This window comes from Cryobacterium soli (genome assembly GCF_003611035.1).
Classification (GTDB): domain Bacteria; phylum Actinomycetota; class Actinomycetes; order Actinomycetales; family Microbacteriaceae; genus Cryobacterium; species Cryobacterium soli.
Genome location: NZ_CP030033.1, coordinates 2,265,981 through 2,280,863 on the forward strand (window position 1 = coordinate 2,265,981; position 14,883 = coordinate 2,280,863).

A 14,883-nucleotide genomic window follows, 5' to 3' on the forward strand; every position below is an offset into this window, starting at 1 on the left:
GGCCTCGACTACGCTGTACGAATTATCGGAAGGGAGATCATGAAACCGCTTTCCGCTGACGAGATCCGGGGCTCCATCGTGAACGCCACGGCCGAGGAGATCGCCCGGATGCCGTTGCCCGGCTTGCATGAGACCATCTGGGACGAACGCGAATACCTGGGCTGGCGTGATCCGCACTATGCCCAGCGTGGCTACATCGTCTTCTGGCGGGACGACACCCCCACCGGCATGGTGTTGCGCGCCGCGACCCGCGGGCCGGGCCGGTCGATGTCGGCGTTCTGCTCGCTGTGCCGCACCCAGCAGCCGGCCCACCAGGTGAGCCTGTTCAGCGTGCCCAAGGCCGGCCAGGCCGGCCGTGACGGCAACACCGTGGGCACCTACATCTGCTCCGACCTGGCCTGCTCAACGCTCATCCGCATCCTGCCGGCCCCGTCGCAGATGCAACCCAACCCCGCCGAGATGGTCGCCAGCCGGGGTGCCGGACTGCTCTCCCGACTCGCGGGATTCACGAATGAGGTCCTCAAGCCCGCAGAGTGAGCCGGGCAGCCGTGGCACGCATTCGGGGGCGACAGCGCTAGATTGGGCAGGGGTCGGCGATGCAGCCGGCGACACGAGGGGTAAGTGGGCAGGGGGTGCGCATGGCACGCACTGCTCGGCGCCAAGGGGTGGGGTACCACCCAGGACTCTTCACGTCGGCCGGCTCGGGCGGGGCCCTGCTCGGCCTGGCCCAGGTGGGCTTCGGCCTGCCACTGTTCCTCTATGCCGGTTACACCTCGCTTGCCAGAGGCACCCCCGATGCCGTGCTTCTCGGCGTCGGAGTTGCCCTCCTGTGCACCGGCATCCTCACCGCTGTGTTTCGCAGCCGAATGCGGGTGCCTCTGCGCCATGTCGTGCTCTGCTGGATGGGAGCGGCAGGGCTGCTCTGTCAGGTCGCCACGGGCGGCCAGCCCGTTTCCTTCACCTTCGCCTGGACCCCGAGCCTGCTGGCCCTGATCGCCTTCGCGGTGCTCCCCGCCGCCCAGTCGCTGGTCTACCCCACCGTCTTCATTCCGCTCGCCCTGGTGACCCTGGCCGTGAGCCCGGGAACCGCGCCGGCCGACGTTGCCATGGCGGCGCTGCTCATGCTGGCCACTGGTCTGGGGCTCACCTGGTTCGCCCGCAGTGCCCTGCTGGCGGAGACCGACGCTCTTACCGGCATCCCCAACTTCGCCGGCTTCGAGCAAGTGCTCTCGGGTGTCATGCGCGACGCCGGACCGAATGAGTCTCTCGCCCTGGTGCGCCTGGACATCAACGAGTTCGCGCTGGTGAACCGGAGGGAAGGCCAGGAGGCCGGCGACGCCGCCATGGTGACGTTCGTGGGCGGCGTCTCGGCGGCGCTTCCTGCCTCGGCGACCCTGGCCCGGATGGAGGGTGATGCCTTCGCTATCCTGCTGCCGAACTTCACCGCAGCACAGGCGCTCGATCTGCTGGGGCGGGTGCAAGGCCAGGTCGCCGGCTTCTCGGCCGGGATCGCGGTGCGGGAGGGACACGAATCGGAGAGCGAGTTCTTCGGCCGGGCCGGCAAAGCGCTGTTCGAGGCCCAGCGGGTGGGCCGGGGCAAGATCGTCAGCCACGGCGGGTACTACGCGTCCCCGGCGGCCGTGCGGGACGGCCTGGCGAACGGCGAATTCTCGCTGTGGTTCCAGCCCGTCATCGATTTGGCCAGCGGAGTCGCCGCCGGCGCGGAAGCACTCGTCCGCTGGCAGCATCCGACCAGGGGGCCGGTCTCACCGTCCGAGTTCATTCCCCTCTGCGAAGCCAGCGGCTCGATCCAGGTGCTCGGCCGGTGGATCGTGCGGGAGTCCATCATCGCCGCCGAGCACTGGCGCAACCTGGGCGGCCCCGCGGGCCGGCCCCTGAGCGTGTCGATCAACGCATCGGCCCGCGAGCTGGCCTTCAGCGGCTACGGCGCCTACGTTCTCGCCGAGTGCGCCGCCGCGGGCTTCCCGCCCGAGCTGGTACGCATCGAGGTGACCGAGACCGAATTCGGCACGGATGCGGGAGCCGTGCGGGACAATATCCGCCTGCTGCGCAGTGCCGGCGTGCTCATCTCGATGGACGACTTCGGAACCGGGCATTCCAGCCTGTCCCGGCTCACTGAGATCGACCTCGACGTGATCAAGATCGACCGGTCGTTCGTGGATGTGATCGACGTCGAGACCGAGTCGCCCGTCGCCGACCTGGCAATCAAACTGGCCGCAGCGCTCGGCCTCGATGTGATCGCCGAGGGAGTGGAGACCGAGACGCAGGCGCGCTGGCTGCGCGACCGCGGGTGCACCTTCGCGCAGGGCTACCTGTACTCCCGACCGTTGGCAGCCGCCGACTTCGTGGCCAGGTTCGTCGACGCCCGCTCGCCCGCCTAACCGGCCTGATCCGGCGTGACCGCAACGAGGGTCACATCGAGCAACTGCCCCTCGGAAGCGAGCGCCGTGAGATATGTGTGGGCCGGTTGACGGCGCCGGTCGGTGGGCGAGCCGGGATTGAGCAGCCGCATACCCGCGGGCGACACGGTATCCCAGGGAATGTGGCTGTGCCCGAAAACGAGCACATCAGTGTCGGGGAAGGCGGCGTCCATCCGAGCATGGCGGGAGGGGGCGTCGCCCGTCTCGTGCACCATGGCGAAGCGGATGCCCTCGATAGTCTCCCGCATCACCTCCGGCAGCACGCGGCGCAGGGCGTCGCCGTCGTTGTTGCCGTAGACGCCGCGGAGGTCTCGGGCCCGCTGGGACAACTCGTCGAACAGGCTCAGGTCGACCCAGTCGCCGGCGTGCAACACCAGGTCGGCGTCGTCGACGGCGCGCCACACCTGGTCAGGCAGGCGCCGGGCGCGCTGGGGGACATGGGTGTCGGAGATCAGCAGCAGTCGGGTGGCCATGCCCCATTCTGGCCCGGCTACCGGGGTGTGCGCACCGGGGCTAGGTTCGCAGCGTGAGCGACAGATTCAATACCACCGCCGATATGCAGGAGGCCGTCTTCTTCGACGGCCCCGCCGCCGGGGCGCGTTATTCGCGGTTCTGGATGCTGCTGGTGCTCGCCTCGATCATCGCCTCGGCCGGCATCGTCGGGGATTCCACCGCCACGGTCATCGGCGCCATGATCGTGGCGCCCCTGATGACGCCGATCCTGGGCACGATGCTGGCCACGGTGTTGGGTGACCGGGTCAACCTCGCCCGGGCACTGCTTCTCGTGCTGGCCGGCGCCGCAGCCGCGACGGCCATCGGTTTCGCCGTGGGTCTGCTCGTGCAGACGCCGGTGCTTGCCGCCAGCAACGCCCAGGTCTCCGGCCGGGTGAGCCCACGACTGATCGACCTGCTCGCCGCCCTCGGCACGGGGGTGGTGGGCTCGGTGGCACTCGTCCGACGGGACATCGCCGATACCCTCCCGGGGGTGGCCATCGCCATCTCGCTCGTGCCGCCCCTGTCCGTCGCCGGCTTGGTGCTCGAATCCGGGTCGGTGCCGCAGTTCCTGGGCGCCCTGCTGCTCTTCGCCACCAATGTGGTCGCCATCCTCGGTACCGGCATCGTGGTGATGTCGGTCTACGGGGTGAGCCGGCTGACCCGCCGGAGGGTGCCGGGCGATCAGAGCGCCCCGAACCTCCTCGGCCCCGTGACTCTGCTCGCCGGTATGTTGCTGCTCATCGGCATTCCGCTCACCCTCACCAGCGTGGATGTCACCCTGCGCAGCAACACCGAAGGCACCGTGCAGTCGGTCGGCCAGGAATGGGCACGCGGCGTGGGGTGGACCGTCACCGGCGTCTCGACCCACGGCGCCGAGGTGATCCTGCACGTGCAGGGAACACCGCCGATTCCCGCCACAACCGGCCTGGAGACGGCACTGGAGGCTGCTGGCATCGACCCCGGCCTTGTCACCGTGGATCTCTCCCCGGCCACCCTGGTTCCGCTCACGAAGGCGCCGTGAGAAGACGCCGTGAGCGGACGCCGCCGTCGGCTACCGGCGCGCGGGACCGGCCGCTGTGCCGGGAAGGGTGCCCAGCGTCGTGACGACGAGGTCGGTCAGTTCGGCCACGCGCAGGGAATCACGGCGCAGCTCATCCACCGCGAGCGGCACGCCCTCCAGGTCGGCCAACCGGCTCTCCACGGCCTCCATCCGCGTCTGCAGGTCGTCGACCCTCTGCACGACACCAGGCAGGCGTTCGTCCAGCCTCCGAAGGTCACCGGCGTACTCCAGGGTGCGCATGGTCTCGGGGGCCAGCTTGCGCACCACCCTCCCGACAAGCGACTTCACTGCGCTCACTGCACTGTTCCTTTCCGTGCTACGCCGACCGTGGCGATGCGTCTGTCGGTGTGGGTGTCGACCTCGATGAAGCGGATCTCCAAGGCGGGGGCGGATGCCAACAGTTGCCGGAACTGGCTCACCGTGAGGTGCCAGGTCGTGGGGTCGTCCACGCTCAGGCCCGGGGCGGGCACCGTGGCGAAGCTGGCGACCCACTCGCCGCCGCGGCGCAGCAGGAGCTCCACGAGGGTGGGAAGCGTTCGGCGCGCCTCGATGGTGAGGGCCTGCACGATGTTGGCGGAGTAGACATGGGCCGGGCCGGGCACACCCAACTCGGCGACGGCCAGAGCGAGGGTCTGCCGGTGGTCGCCCAGGTCGAGGCGGCGAAGCTCCACCGCGGGGTGGTCTGCCCCCAGCCGGTTGCGGAGAGCCGCCTCGGCAGACGCCGAGAAGTCCACGCCGACGACTCGGTGACCCCGTCCGGCCAGACGCATCAGGTCGTCGCCGCCGCCGTAGGCCAACTCGTAGATCGTCGCCCCGGCTGGCACCCGGTCGAGGAAGCTCCCGACGGCGACGGCCGCCTCGCCGTGCACGCCCGCGCGCGCCGCGTTGAATTCCTCCCAGAAGTGCAGGTGCTGGTTCGTCGTGCCGAACCAGTTCCCGTACCGCCTGGCGGCCTCGGGCGGTGTGATGAAACGGTGACCGGCATCCGGGATGCGCCAGGTGGGCCCATAGTTCGCCTCGAGCCAGCGTTCTGGCGGGTTCGGCGCCGCGAACGACCAGCCCTCGATGGTGATCTCGGTGAGGTTCTCGAAGGTGTCCCGAGGTATCGGTGCGCGCACGTGGAACGGCTGCATGAACATCTCGTCGCGGTAGAAGCCGCCGAAGATGTCGACGTGGAAGGCCGCACCGGCCTGCTCCGGGAAGAGCACCTGGAGTTGGGTGGCGCCGTACCGGATGACGGTGTGGCCGGCCGCCTCGAGGAAACGCTGCAGCGCGTAGCTCTCCAGGGCCACGTCCGCCGGGTGCTCGTGGGCGCTGACGTAGCCGACGTCGGCATCGTCGTCGTGCGGCAGCAGCGCGCCGGAGCGCACAGGGCCGAGCAGGGTGCCGCCCATGATCCACGGGGTCAGGCCGAAGCTGGTGAGGGCGGCGAACACCTCACTGGTGCGCCGCAGCAGGTCGGCGATGATCTCGTCGGCGGCGTCGGCGAAGGTCATCGAGTGGTGCCCCCACTTGTTCAGCACAACGGGGGCGCCGGCGGCGTCGGTGAACCGCAGACCGCCATCGGGGTCGACCACGGACCGCACCGGCGTGCGCGCGAGCTCCGCACCGGTGTCGACGGCGTGCACCACGACATCTCCGGATCCGCGCAGCGTGAGGCCGAAGGCGGGCGGCAGCCGGTACCGGATCACGCCGTTCGCGGCGGACTCGGCCAGCTCGGCGGCGAGAGTGAGCACCCGACGACCCGACACTCGCACCTCGACGGCGCGCGCGGAATCGCCCCCGAGTTCGAGGGCAAGTTCGGTCAGATCGAGTTTCATCTCAGTGCGGCCGTCTGCAGCTCAGCCGGTGAAATGTTCATCGGATGTTCAAGTACCGTCCTCCTGCGCCCCAGCATACTGTCTGAGACTTCTCACAGACAAGCGCAGTCACGGGCGCTTCTTCGGGACCGCGACGGCCCGGGGAAACAAAAAACCCGCTGGATCTCGACGATCCAGCGGGTTTTCACAAAGTGCGGAGACGGAGGGATTTGAACCCTCGGTGCCCCGTGAAGGGCACTCCACCTTAGCAGGGTGGTGCACTAAGCCGGACTATGCGACGTCTCCTGAGCGCCTGCTGTCGCAAACGCACATGCACCATACTAACGGCACCGCGGCATCCGATTGAACATGGGTTCAGCGGATGCCGCGCTGCCGCAGCGGTTACTGGTCTTCGACGGGACGGCCGGACGAACAGGTCTGCTGCGAAGCGTCCTGCCCGTAGACGTTGCTGGGCAGCGCAGACGCGGTCGGTGCCGGGTCGGCCGCCGCAGGATCCTCTGTCACCGGGGCCGCGGGGTCGACCGGCGCGGCGGGGTCAGTGGCGGCGGGGTCAGTGGCGGCGGGGTCGGCCACCGACAGGAAGTCGGCGTCGCCGGGTGCGAGTGTCGGCGAGACGTCCGCGTTGATGGCGGCGATGAGATCGGCGGCAGCCGTCTCGTCCGGCTCGACACCGCCGTCCACGTAGTTGACCGGATACTGCACGAAGACGACCTTGTCGAGCGGGATGTCCTTGAGTGCCATCGCGATGGACACCATGGTGTCCATGCTCTTCAGCGTGTTCGACAGTTCCATGTTGTCGACGGCGGCCTTGGCGATCGAGTAGAGCTTGATCGGGTCGCTGAGGGTGTCGGCGCTCTTGAGGGTGCGCACCAGGGCGGAGAGGAACACCTGCTGGTTGCTGATGCGGCCCAGGTCGCTGCCGTCGCCGACACCGTGCCGGGTGCGCAGGAACTGCAGGGCCTCGATGCCCTTGAGCTCGTGGACGCCGGCAGAGAGGTTGAGGTCGGTCTTGTCGTCGACGATGGGTTCGGCGATGCAGACGGGCACTCCCCCGACGGCCTCCGACATGGCGGCTACCCCGTTGAACTGGACCAGCGCGGCATAGGGGATGGACAGGCCGGTGAGCGCCTCGACGGTCTTGACCGTGCAGGCCAGGCCGCCGTAGTTGAGGGTGGTGTTGATCTTCTGGCTGCTCATGGCGCTGAAGGTGCCGCCCTCGGGATCCGGGCACTCCGGAATCGGCACGAAGGTATCGCGCGGGAAGCTGACCACCGTGGCGCTGCTGTGGTCTTCGGCGATGTGCAGCAACATGGTCACGTCGTTGAGCACGGAGGTTTCCTCTTCGGGATCCCCGAAGCCGTCTCCCTGGCCTGCTCGGCTGTCGCTGCCGACCAGGAGCAGGTTGGCGCCGCCGTCGATCGAGCTGATGGACGGAATCGGGCCGTCGGTCTCGTTGTCGAGCGTCACGCCGGGCTTGACGCCCGCGGCCACATTGAGGGTGGCGAGGGCGGCCACGGAGACACCGCTCACCATGACGACGGCGAGGGTGGCGGCGAGGATCTTGGCGACGTTGGCGAACGCGTTGGAGCGCTTGAGCCGTCCGTGCCGGGCGATCGTGCTGATCTGCTTCGATCGTCTGGAGCGGGGGCGCAACTGGTCGCTCACTCATTTCCTTTCGTCGTGCTGCAGGTACGGCCGCCTGGTGGCGGAGGGCGTGGGATTCGAACCCACGAGACATTTCTGCCCACCAGTTTTCAAGACTGGCTCCATCGGCCGCTCGGACAGCCCTCCAGATTCAGATGGTGGGCCGCGCCGTGACGGCAGGATCCAACATCGAACTGCGCCCGATCTTAGCCGATCACGGAATGTGCAGCCTGACACGCGAGTCTGGCAAGCGACTGCACGAGCACGCTCTGCCGGTTAGAGGCTGCTCAGAACCACGGCCAGGCCGTCGTCCTGCACGCTCACGGTGAGTTCGCTGGCCGCCTCGAGAACGTCATCTGGGGACTGGCCCATGGCCACGCCACGGCCCTCTGAGCCGGCCCAGAGCAGCATGTCGATGTCGTTGCGTCCGTCGCCAACGGCCATCACCCGGCTGCGCGGGATGCCGAGCTCGGCACGCACCCGCTCCATGGCGGTGGCCTTGTTCACGCCGTCCGGCGCGATGTCGAGCCAGGCGGTCCAGCCGATCGCGTAGCTGACCTGGTTCAACCCCATCTGTTCGACCACCTGGAGGAAGTCCTCCATGTCGTGGTCGGGCGAAACTACGACGACGCGGGTGGCGTCGTGCCGCAGCAGTTCCTCGAAGGGAACGTGCTCACTGTCCAGACCGATGGTGGAGTCGGGGAACGCCTCGGTGTACCGGTAGTAGCCGTGCTCGTCTTCCACGGCATAGCGGGCGTTGTTGAGGTGCGAGCGGATGGAGAGGAGCACGTCACTGGGGTTGAAGGTCTCGACCCATTCCCGGCGGTAGCCCATCGGGGCATCCGCGTCGCGGCGCAGGGTGATGGCGCCGTTGGAACAGACCACGAACTGAGGGGTGATCTCGAGGCGGTCCAGAACCGGCAGGGTGGACGCGGCGCTTCGCCCGGTGGCCAGCATGATCTGGTGGCCGGCGGCGGCCACCCGGCGCACCTGCCGCACGACGGCCTCGCTGATGGTGCCGTCCTCGTGCAGCGTGGTGCCGTCGATGTCGAGGGCGACGAGCCAGGGCGCGTCGGCGGTGACGGTCATCGGATAGGCGTGAGGACTTCGAGCCCGCCGAGGTAGGGCCGCAGCGCCTCCGGCACGAGCACCGAACCATCGGCCTGCTGGTGGGTCTCCAGGATGGCGACGATCCAGCGGGTGGTGGCCAGGGTGCCGTTGAGGGTGGCGACCGGGGCGGTCTTGCCGGTCTCCGTGCGGTAGCGGATATCCAGGCGGCGGGCCTGATAAGTGGTGCAGTTGCTCGTGCTGGTGAGCTCGCGGTAGGCGTTCTGGGTGGGCACCCAGGCCTCGATGTCGTACTTGCGGGCGGCGCTGGAGCCGAGGTCACCGGCGGCGACGTCGATCACCCGGTAGCTCAGGCCCAGGGCCTGCAGCATGTTCTCCTGCAGGGCCACCAGGCGCAGGTGTTCGGCCTCGGCGTTCTCCGGCAGCACATAGGTGAACATCTCGAGCTTGTTGAACTGGTGCACGCGGATGATGCCGCGGGTGTCCTTGCCGCCCGACCCGGCCTCGCGGCGGTAGCAGGTGGACCAGCCGGCGTAGCGCAGGGGCCCGTCGGTGAGGTCGAGGATCTCGTCGCTGTGGTACCCGGCCAGGGCCACCTCGCTGGTGCCGGTGAGGTAGAGGTCGTCGGCGGGCAGGTGGTAGATCTCGTCGGCGTGCTCACCGAGGAAGCCGGTGCCGTCCATGATCTCCGGGCGCACCAGGGTGGGCGTGATCATGGGGATGAAGTCGGCCGCGAGCGCGTGGTCGAGGGCCATGTTCATCAGGGCGATCTCGAGCCGGGCGCCGATACCACGCAGGAAGTAGAAGCGGGCGCCGGAGACCTTGGCACCGCGACCCATGTCGATGGCGCCGAGCAGCTCACCGATCTCGAGGTGGTCGCGGGCCTCGAAGTCGAAGGTGGGGATCTCGCCGTGGGTGCGCAGGGTGGCGAAGTTGGCCTCGCCGCCGGCGGGCACGCCGTCGATGATCGGGTTGGCGATGGTGCGCATCACGCTCGTGAAACGGGCCTCGGCCTCCGCGGCGACGGCACCGGCCTCCTTGACCTCGGCGGCGAGGCTCTGCGCCTGGGCGACGAGGGCCTTCTTCTCGGCGGGCGGGGCCTGGGCCACGGTCTTGCCGAAGGCGTTCTGCGAAGCCCGCAGGGCTTCGAAGCTCGTGATGGACGCCCGACGGTCGGCGTCGGCGGCGAGCGCCTCGTCGACGGCCGCGACGGAGTCACCCCGCGCCTCCTGCGATCGCTTGACGAGGTCGGGATTTTCGCGTAGCAGCACCGGATCAATCACTCGGTCAGTCTACAAGCGCCGCATGCTCCGCCCGGCGGTCTGTTGCTAGCCTGAGCGAATGGCCGCCTCCAGTTCAGCCCCGCGTGGCGCCGCATCCGTCGTTCGTCGGGCGGCGGTGGTCTACAACCCGGTGAAGACGGACGTCGTGCGGCTGCGCGCCGGGGTCACCGCCGCTGCCGCCACGGCGGGGTGGGGCGAGACGCTGTGGTTCGAGACCAGCGTGCAGGACCCAGGACAGCGGGTCACCCGCCAGGCGCTACGCCTGGGTGTGGACCTGGTTCTCGTCGCGGGCGGCGACGGCACGGTGCGCGCCGTCGCGGAGTCGCTGCGTTCAGCTGAGGTGCCGCTGGCCGTGCTGCCGGTCGGCACCGGCAACCTGCTGGCGCGCAACCTGCAACTCCCCCTGAACAGCCTCGACGATGCCATCGTGATCGCGTTCACCGGCGACAGCCGGGCGATCGACCTCGGCGTGGCTTCGGTGACCTACGCGGACAACCACATCGAGGACCATGCCTTCCTGGTGATGGCCGGCCTGGGTCTTGATGCACAGATGATCGCCGCGACCCGCCCCGACCTCAAGAAGCAGGTGGGCTGGCTGGCCTACGTGGACGCGGGCATGCGCGCCCTGCCCAAGGCCGAGCAGTTCCGCATCCGCTACAACCTGGGCACCCGCAGCGAGCACCAGGCTCTCGTGAGCACCATCCTGATCGCCAACTGCGGCGTGCTGCCGGGCAACATCCAGTTCCTGCCCGACGCGTTGGTCGACGACGGGATCCTCGACATCGCCGTGCTTCAGCCGCGTGGGGTGCTCGGCTGGTTGAAGATCTGGCGCCGCGTCACCTGGCAGAACGGCGTGCTGCGCCGATTCGCCGTGGGACGGCGCATCATCGAGCTCACCGAGACCGACGACGAGCGGGCCATGACCGTGCTGCGCGCCACCGACATCCGCATCGTTCCCGACAAGCCGCAGGAGTTCGAGCTCGACGGCGACGAGTTCGGGCTGGTCCGCAGCGTCTTCCTGCGCGCGGATGCCGGAGCCCTGTTGGTGCGCGTGCCGGCCGGACGAGCGCCGGTGGTCTCGGTCCCCTCGTCCGGCCGAGGCCCCGCCGGCTGAGGTCCCCCTCCGCCTGGCGTCAGCCGATGTCAGCCCGACGCCGGGCCCGCCAGGAAGCCGCGTGCCAGAAGAGAAGGCCGGCCACGATGATCAGGCCGGCCGTGATCAGGGGCGGCGCGACCAGATAGCTGAACTGCTGCAGCACCATGTCCAGCGGCGGATCCCCGGTGCCGGAATAGGAGGAGCTCCGGAACATATTGCTCACGGCGTGCCACTGCAAGGTGAAGCCACCGGCGGGAAGCACCACACCGATCACCCAGAGCAACGTGATGAACGGGTTCCACCGCTGCCGTTCCGGTTCGTCGTGGAAGACGTCCGAGTCGAAGCCCAGCGGGTCAAGGTCGCCGATCTCGTCGGGTGCGCCGGCGAACGCCGCGACGGCCGGCGAAACGGGTCCGGCAGGCGGGTCGCCGATCCGTGCGGAACCACCCCGCGTGGTTCTGCCCCGGGAGGTGCCGGCCGGCGCCGCACCGGGCTGCGCCGTCTGGGAGTCACCGGCCTGGTACCCCCGTTGGTAGATGGCATCGTGGCGCGGGTCGAAGGCCGGCCGATCGGTTCCCCCCGGGGTGCTCACGCGCCCGGCTCCCCCGAGATCAGACCGCGCAGCCAGTCCCTGGCCTCGATGAAGACCTCGTCGTCGTAACGGGAGGTGAACACATTGGGTTGTTTGTCGGCCCGCGGGTACGAACCCAGGAAGAGCACCTTGGGGCTGAACCGGCGAAGGCCCAACAGGGCATCCGCCACGCGCTCGTCGAAGATGTGCCCGTCGGCGTCGATGACGAATCTGTATCGACCCATGGCATCGCCGATCGGCCGGGATTGGATGAGGCTGAGATTGACACCGCGGGTGGCGAACTGCTCGAGCATGTCGAGCAGTGCGCCGGCCCGGTCCTCCGGCAGTTCCACGATGACGCTGGTCTTGTCCGCGCCGGTCGGCGCCGGGATGACCGTGGTGCGGCCCACGAGCACGAACCGGGTGACGGCGTTGGGGTTGTCGCCGATGTTGCGGGCGAGCACGACCAGGTCATGGTGCTTCTCGATGCCCGGCGGGGCCACGGCGGCGTCGGCAGGGCCGGGCTCGAACAGGGCCGCGGCGGCGGCCACGTTGCTCGACGAGGGGATGTGGCCGTGCTTGGGCAGGGTGCCTTCCAGCCAGCTGCGGCACTGCGCGTAGGCCACCGGGTGGGCGTTCACGATCTTGACGTCCTCGAGGGCGGTGCCTGGCCTGGCCACGAGCACGAAGTTCACGGGCACCAGGTACTCCCCGATGATCCGCAGATTGGGCACGCTCGCGAGGGCGTCCTGGGTAGCGCTGACGCCGCCGTCGACGGAGTTCTCGATGGCGATCATGGCGGCCACGCTGCGTCCGCTCACGACGTCGGCGAAGGCCTCGCCGACGTTGTTGACGGCCCGCCACGGAAGGCCCTGGGCCTCCGGAACCTGGGCGAGGGCGGCCTCGGTGAAGGTTCCCGCCGGCCCAAGGAAGCTGTAGTGCACATCGGGAGTCTCTGGCATGGCTCACAGCCTAGTTGGAGTGCAAGACTGGGGGCATGAACGAACGCGCAGGCACCCCGGCCCAGAAATCCGATCTGATCGACGTCGAAGCCCTCATCAGGGCGTATTACGACCTCAAGCCGGATGTCTCGGTTGCGGCGCAGCGGGTCGTCTTCGGTACCTCCGGCCACCGGGGCAGCTCGCTGAACACCGCGTTCAACGAGAACCACATCCTCGCCACCACCCAGGCCATCGTGGAATACCGCGCCGGCCAGGGCATCACCGGACCGCTGTTCATCGGCGCCGACACCCACGCGCTCAGCGGCCCCGCGACCACGACGGCCCTCGAGGTGCTCGTGGGCAACGACGTGCGTGTGCTGGTCGACGAGTTCGACGACTACGTGCCCACCCCGGCGCTCTCGCACGCGATCCTGGCCTACAACCGCGCCGGCCACGACGACCAGGCCGACGGCATCGTCGTCACCCCGAGCCACAACCCGCCCATGGACGGCGGTTTCAAGTACAACCCGCCGCACGGCGGACCCGCCGACAGCGACGCCACCTCGTGGATCGCCAACCGCGCCAACGAGATCATCGAGGGCGGCATGCGCGACGTGCGCATGGCGGAACCCAGCGCCGTCGAGACCTACGACTTCCGCGGCCACTACGTCGACGACCTCGAGAACATCATCGACATGAAGGCAATCAAGGCCAGCGGCATCCGCATCGGCGCCGACCCGCTGGGCGGCGCGAGCGTGGGCTACTGGGGCGCGATCCGCGACCGCTACGAGCTCAACCTCACCGTGGTCAACCCGCACGTCGACCCCACCTGGGCGTTCATGACGCTGGACTGGGACGGCAAGATCCGGATGGACCCGTCCAGCCCCTCCGCCATGGCCTCTGTGCTGGCGCACAAGGACGAGTTCGACATCCTCACCGGAAACGACGCCGACGCCGATCGACACGGCATCGTCACGCCTGACGCCGGCCTGATGAACCCGAACCACTTCCTGGCCGTGGCCATCGAATACCTCTACAGTCACCGCGACGGCTGGCGGGCGGATGCCGCGATCGGCAAGACGCTCGTCTCCTCCACCATGATCGACCGCGTCGCCGGGTTCCTCGGGCGCGAGCTGTGGGAGGTCCCGGTGGGCTTCAAGTGGTTCGTGCCCGGTCTCATCGACGGCTCGGTCGCCTTCGGCGGCGAGGAAAGCGCCGGAGCGAGCTTCGTGCGCTTCGACGGAACCGTCTGGACCACCGACAAAGACGGCATCCTGCTGGCCCTGCTCGCCTCGGAGATCCTCGCCGTGACTAGCAAGTCCCCCAGCGTGCGATACGCCGAACTCGCCGAGCACTTCGGCGCCCCGGCCTACGAGCGTATCGATGCCGTGGCCACCCCGGCCCAGAAGGCCGCGCTGAGCAAGCTCGACGGAGACGCCATCACCGCCACCCAGCTCGCCGGCGACAAGATCATCGGCGCTCTCAGCCACGCTCCCGGCAACGCCGCGGCCATCGGCGGCGTGAAGGTCTTCACCGAGTACGCCTGGTTCGCTGCCCGGCCCAGCGGCACCGAAGACGTCTACAAGATCTACGCCGAGTCGTTCAAGGGCCCGGAGCACCTGAAGCAGGTGCAGATCGAGGCCAAGGCCATCGTCGACGCCGCGATCAGCTAACGCCCGCCCGCGAGTTGCGCGAAAATGCCCCTTCACGAGCCGTGAAGGGGCATTTTTCCGCAAGTGGGCGTGCCGGTTTTGGCCTAGCGCGCTACGGGATGCTCCAGTAGTACGCGGTGCCGCCCGGGTGCTTCTCGGTGATCGCGAAATCCACCGAGAGGTAGTCGGTGTCGTCGGTGTGCCCGGCGTAGAAGATCTCGATGTCGTCGCCGCTGCCCTCGATGCGCGACACGACAGCGGTGTGGTCGCGGTCGCCGGAGTTGTCCCAGTCGAACTGCACGACGTCGCCGAGCTTCACCTGGTCGCGCTGGTCGTCGGTGAGCGCGGTGGCCCGGCCGGAGTCGGCGATGTAGTTCATGAACGCCGTCGAACTCACCCATGGTGACGAGAAGTCGAAGTCCGAACCGGTGCCGCTGGTCCACCAGTCGTCGTCCATGGCCCAGCCGCGGGCGACAAGCGACTGGCTGGTGAAGTTCACGCAGTCGTTGCCGTCGACAACACCATATTCGTCGGTGTTGTAATCGCTCCAGTAGGTCAGCGCGTAGCTCAGCTGGGCCTGCACCGCGGGGTCGACGTCGACCGGGGCGGCCGTGGTCGCGGGGGTCTCCCTCGGCTCGGATTCCTGCACGGCCGTGCTGGCTGCATCCGCTGCCGTGGAAGCCTCCGGCGACTCACCCTGCTGGGCGCCTGAGGCCAGAGCCACCGACCCGACGACGATTCCGCCGAGTACCAGGGCGACAACGCCGATCCGTGCTGGTCGAGCTAAAGCCACAACTACCTCTATTCGGGGG

Annotated in this window: 14 protein-coding genes and 2 tRNA genes; 5 read left to right on the top strand and 11 right to left on the bottom strand. The window is 68.7% G+C overall.

Annotation, left to right across the window (positions count from 1 at the left end):
- Nucleotides 1–39 precede the first annotated feature (39 nt).
- Both DOE79_RS10380 and DOE79_RS10385 read left to right on the top strand, forming a co-directional pair.
- Nucleotides 40–537, top strand: a complete 498-nt coding sequence (locus DOE79_RS10380) for an FBP domain-containing protein (protein ID WP_120338425.1) — start codon at nt 40–42, stop codon at nt 535–537.
- 101 nt (nt 538–638) lie between these two features.
- Nucleotides 639–2,402, top strand: coding sequence for a putative bifunctional diguanylate cyclase/phosphodiesterase (locus DOE79_RS10385; protein ID WP_162942705.1), 1,764 nt, complete (start codon nt 639–641; stop codon nt 2,400–2,402).
- Here the strand turns inward: DOE79_RS10385 and DOE79_RS10390 are convergent.
- Complete coding sequence (locus tag DOE79_RS10390; protein WP_120338427.1) at nt 2,399–2,914, bottom strand: metallophosphoesterase family protein; 516 nt, start codon at nt 2,912–2,914, stop codon at nt 2,399–2,401. The genes DOE79_RS10385 and DOE79_RS10390 overlap by 4 nt on opposite strands.
- A 53-nt stretch (nt 2,915–2,967) precedes the next feature.
- On the opposite strand from DOE79_RS10390, the gene DOE79_RS10395 reads away from it, so the two are divergent.
- Complete coding sequence (locus DOE79_RS10395; RefSeq protein ID WP_162942706.1) at nt 2,968–3,957, top strand: DUF389 domain-containing protein; 990 nt, start codon at nt 2,968–2,970, stop codon at nt 3,955–3,957.
- 30 nt (nt 3,958–3,987) lie between these two features.
- On the opposite strand, the gene DOE79_RS10400 is transcribed toward DOE79_RS10395, so the two are convergent.
- From DOE79_RS10400 to serS, 7 genes are all read right to left on the bottom strand, one after another.
- Nucleotides 3,988–4,293 carry a hypothetical protein gene (locus DOE79_RS10400; protein ID WP_120338429.1) on the bottom strand — a complete coding sequence of 102 codons (306 nt, stop codon included), beginning with the start codon at nt 4,291–4,293 and terminating at the stop codon, nt 3,988–3,990.
- On the bottom strand, nt 4,290–5,816 hold the full coding sequence (locus DOE79_RS10405; protein ID WP_120338430.1) for a class I SAM-dependent methyltransferase: 1,527 nt from the start codon (nt 5,814–5,816) through the stop codon (nt 4,290–4,292). Before DOE79_RS10405 ends, DOE79_RS10400 begins: the two co-directional genes overlap by 4 nt.
- Before the next feature lie 194 nt (nt 5,817–6,010).
- Nucleotides 6,011–6,101: transfer RNA gene (locus DOE79_RS10410), tRNA-Ser, on the bottom strand.
- 96 nt (nt 6,102–6,197) lie between these two features.
- Entirely contained in the window at nt 6,198–7,481 is a 1,284-nt protein-coding gene (locus tag DOE79_RS10415) for an LCP family protein (protein WP_245976887.1), read from the bottom strand.
- Between the two features lie 38 nt (nt 7,482–7,519).
- Nucleotides 7,520–7,607 (bottom strand) — tRNA-Ser (locus DOE79_RS10420).
- Between the two features lie 129 nt (nt 7,608–7,736).
- Nucleotides 7,737–8,549 carry an HAD family hydrolase gene (locus DOE79_RS10425; RefSeq protein WP_120338431.1) on the bottom strand — a complete coding sequence of 271 codons (813 nt, stop codon included), beginning with the start codon at nt 8,547–8,549 and terminating at the stop codon, nt 7,737–7,739.
- The gene (gene serS, locus DOE79_RS10430) at nt 8,546–9,811 is read right to left on the bottom strand and encodes a serine--tRNA ligase (RefSeq protein WP_120338432.1); all 1,266 of its coding nucleotides are present in this window, start codon (nt 9,809–9,811) and stop codon (nt 8,546–8,548) included. Before serS ends, DOE79_RS10425 begins: the two co-directional genes overlap by 4 nt.
- A 58-nt stretch (nt 9,812–9,869) precedes the next feature.
- Between serS and DOE79_RS10435 the strand changes: the two genes are divergently transcribed.
- The gene (locus DOE79_RS10435; protein WP_120338433.1) at nt 9,870–10,925 is read left to right on the top strand and encodes a diacylglycerol/lipid kinase family protein; all 1,056 of its coding nucleotides are present in this window, start codon (nt 9,870–9,872) and stop codon (nt 10,923–10,925) included.
- 19 nt (nt 10,926–10,944) lie between these two features.
- On the opposite strand, the gene DOE79_RS10440 is transcribed toward DOE79_RS10435, so the two are convergent.
- On the bottom strand, nt 10,945–11,499 hold the full coding sequence (locus DOE79_RS10440; protein WP_120338434.1) for a hypothetical protein: 555 nt from the start codon (nt 11,497–11,499) through the stop codon (nt 10,945–10,947).
- Nucleotides 11,496–12,440 carry a prephenate dehydratase gene (gene pheA, locus DOE79_RS10445; RefSeq protein WP_120338435.1) on the bottom strand — a complete coding sequence of 315 codons (945 nt, stop codon included), beginning with the start codon at nt 12,438–12,440 and terminating at the stop codon, nt 11,496–11,498. Before pheA ends, DOE79_RS10440 begins: the two co-directional genes overlap by 4 nt.
- Nucleotides 12,441–12,475: 35 nt before the next feature.
- Here pheA and pgm point away from each other — a divergent pair, with 35 nt between their 5' ends.
- Nucleotides 12,476–14,092, top strand: a complete 1,617-nt coding sequence (gene pgm / locus DOE79_RS10450) for a phosphoglucomutase (alpha-D-glucose-1,6-bisphosphate-dependent) (RefSeq protein ID WP_120338436.1) — start codon at nt 12,476–12,478, stop codon at nt 14,090–14,092.
- Nucleotides 14,093–14,183: 91 nt separating this feature from the next.
- Here pgm and DOE79_RS10455 read toward each other — a convergent pair whose 3' ends face one another.
- The gene (locus DOE79_RS10455) at nt 14,184–14,864 is read right to left on the bottom strand and encodes an amidase domain-containing protein (protein ID WP_162942707.1); all 681 of its coding nucleotides are present in this window, start codon (nt 14,862–14,864) and stop codon (nt 14,184–14,186) included.
- Nucleotides 14,865–14,883 lie beyond the last annotated feature (19 nt).

Coding starts and splice junctions, on each gene's coding strand:
- DOE79_RS10380 (WP_120338425.1), top strand. CDS start 40: ATGAAACCGCTTTCCGCTGACGAGATCCGGGGCTCCATCGTGAACGCC.
- DOE79_RS10385 (WP_162942705.1), top strand. CDS start 639: ATGGCACGCACTGCTCGGCGCCAAGGGGTGGGGTACCACCCAGGACTC.
- DOE79_RS10390 (WP_120338427.1), bottom strand. CDS start 2,914: ATGGCCACCCGACTGCTGCTGATCTCCGACACCCATGTCCCCCAGCGC.
- DOE79_RS10405 (WP_120338430.1), bottom strand. CDS start 5,816: ATGAAACTCGATCTGACCGAACTTGCCCTCGAACTCGGGGGCGATTCC.
- DOE79_RS10425 (WP_120338431.1), bottom strand. CDS start 8,549: ATGACCGTCACCGCCGACGCGCCCTGGCTCGTCGCCCTCGACATCGAC.
- DOE79_RS10435 (WP_120338433.1), top strand. CDS start 9,870: ATGGCCGCCTCCAGTTCAGCCCCGCGTGGCGCCGCATCCGTCGTTCGT.
- pheA (WP_120338435.1), bottom strand. CDS start 12,440: ATGCCAGAGACTCCCGATGTGCACTACAGCTTCCTTGGGCCGGCGGGA.
- pgm (WP_120338436.1), top strand. CDS start 12,476: ATGAACGAACGCGCAGGCACCCCGGCCCAGAAATCCGATCTGATCGAC.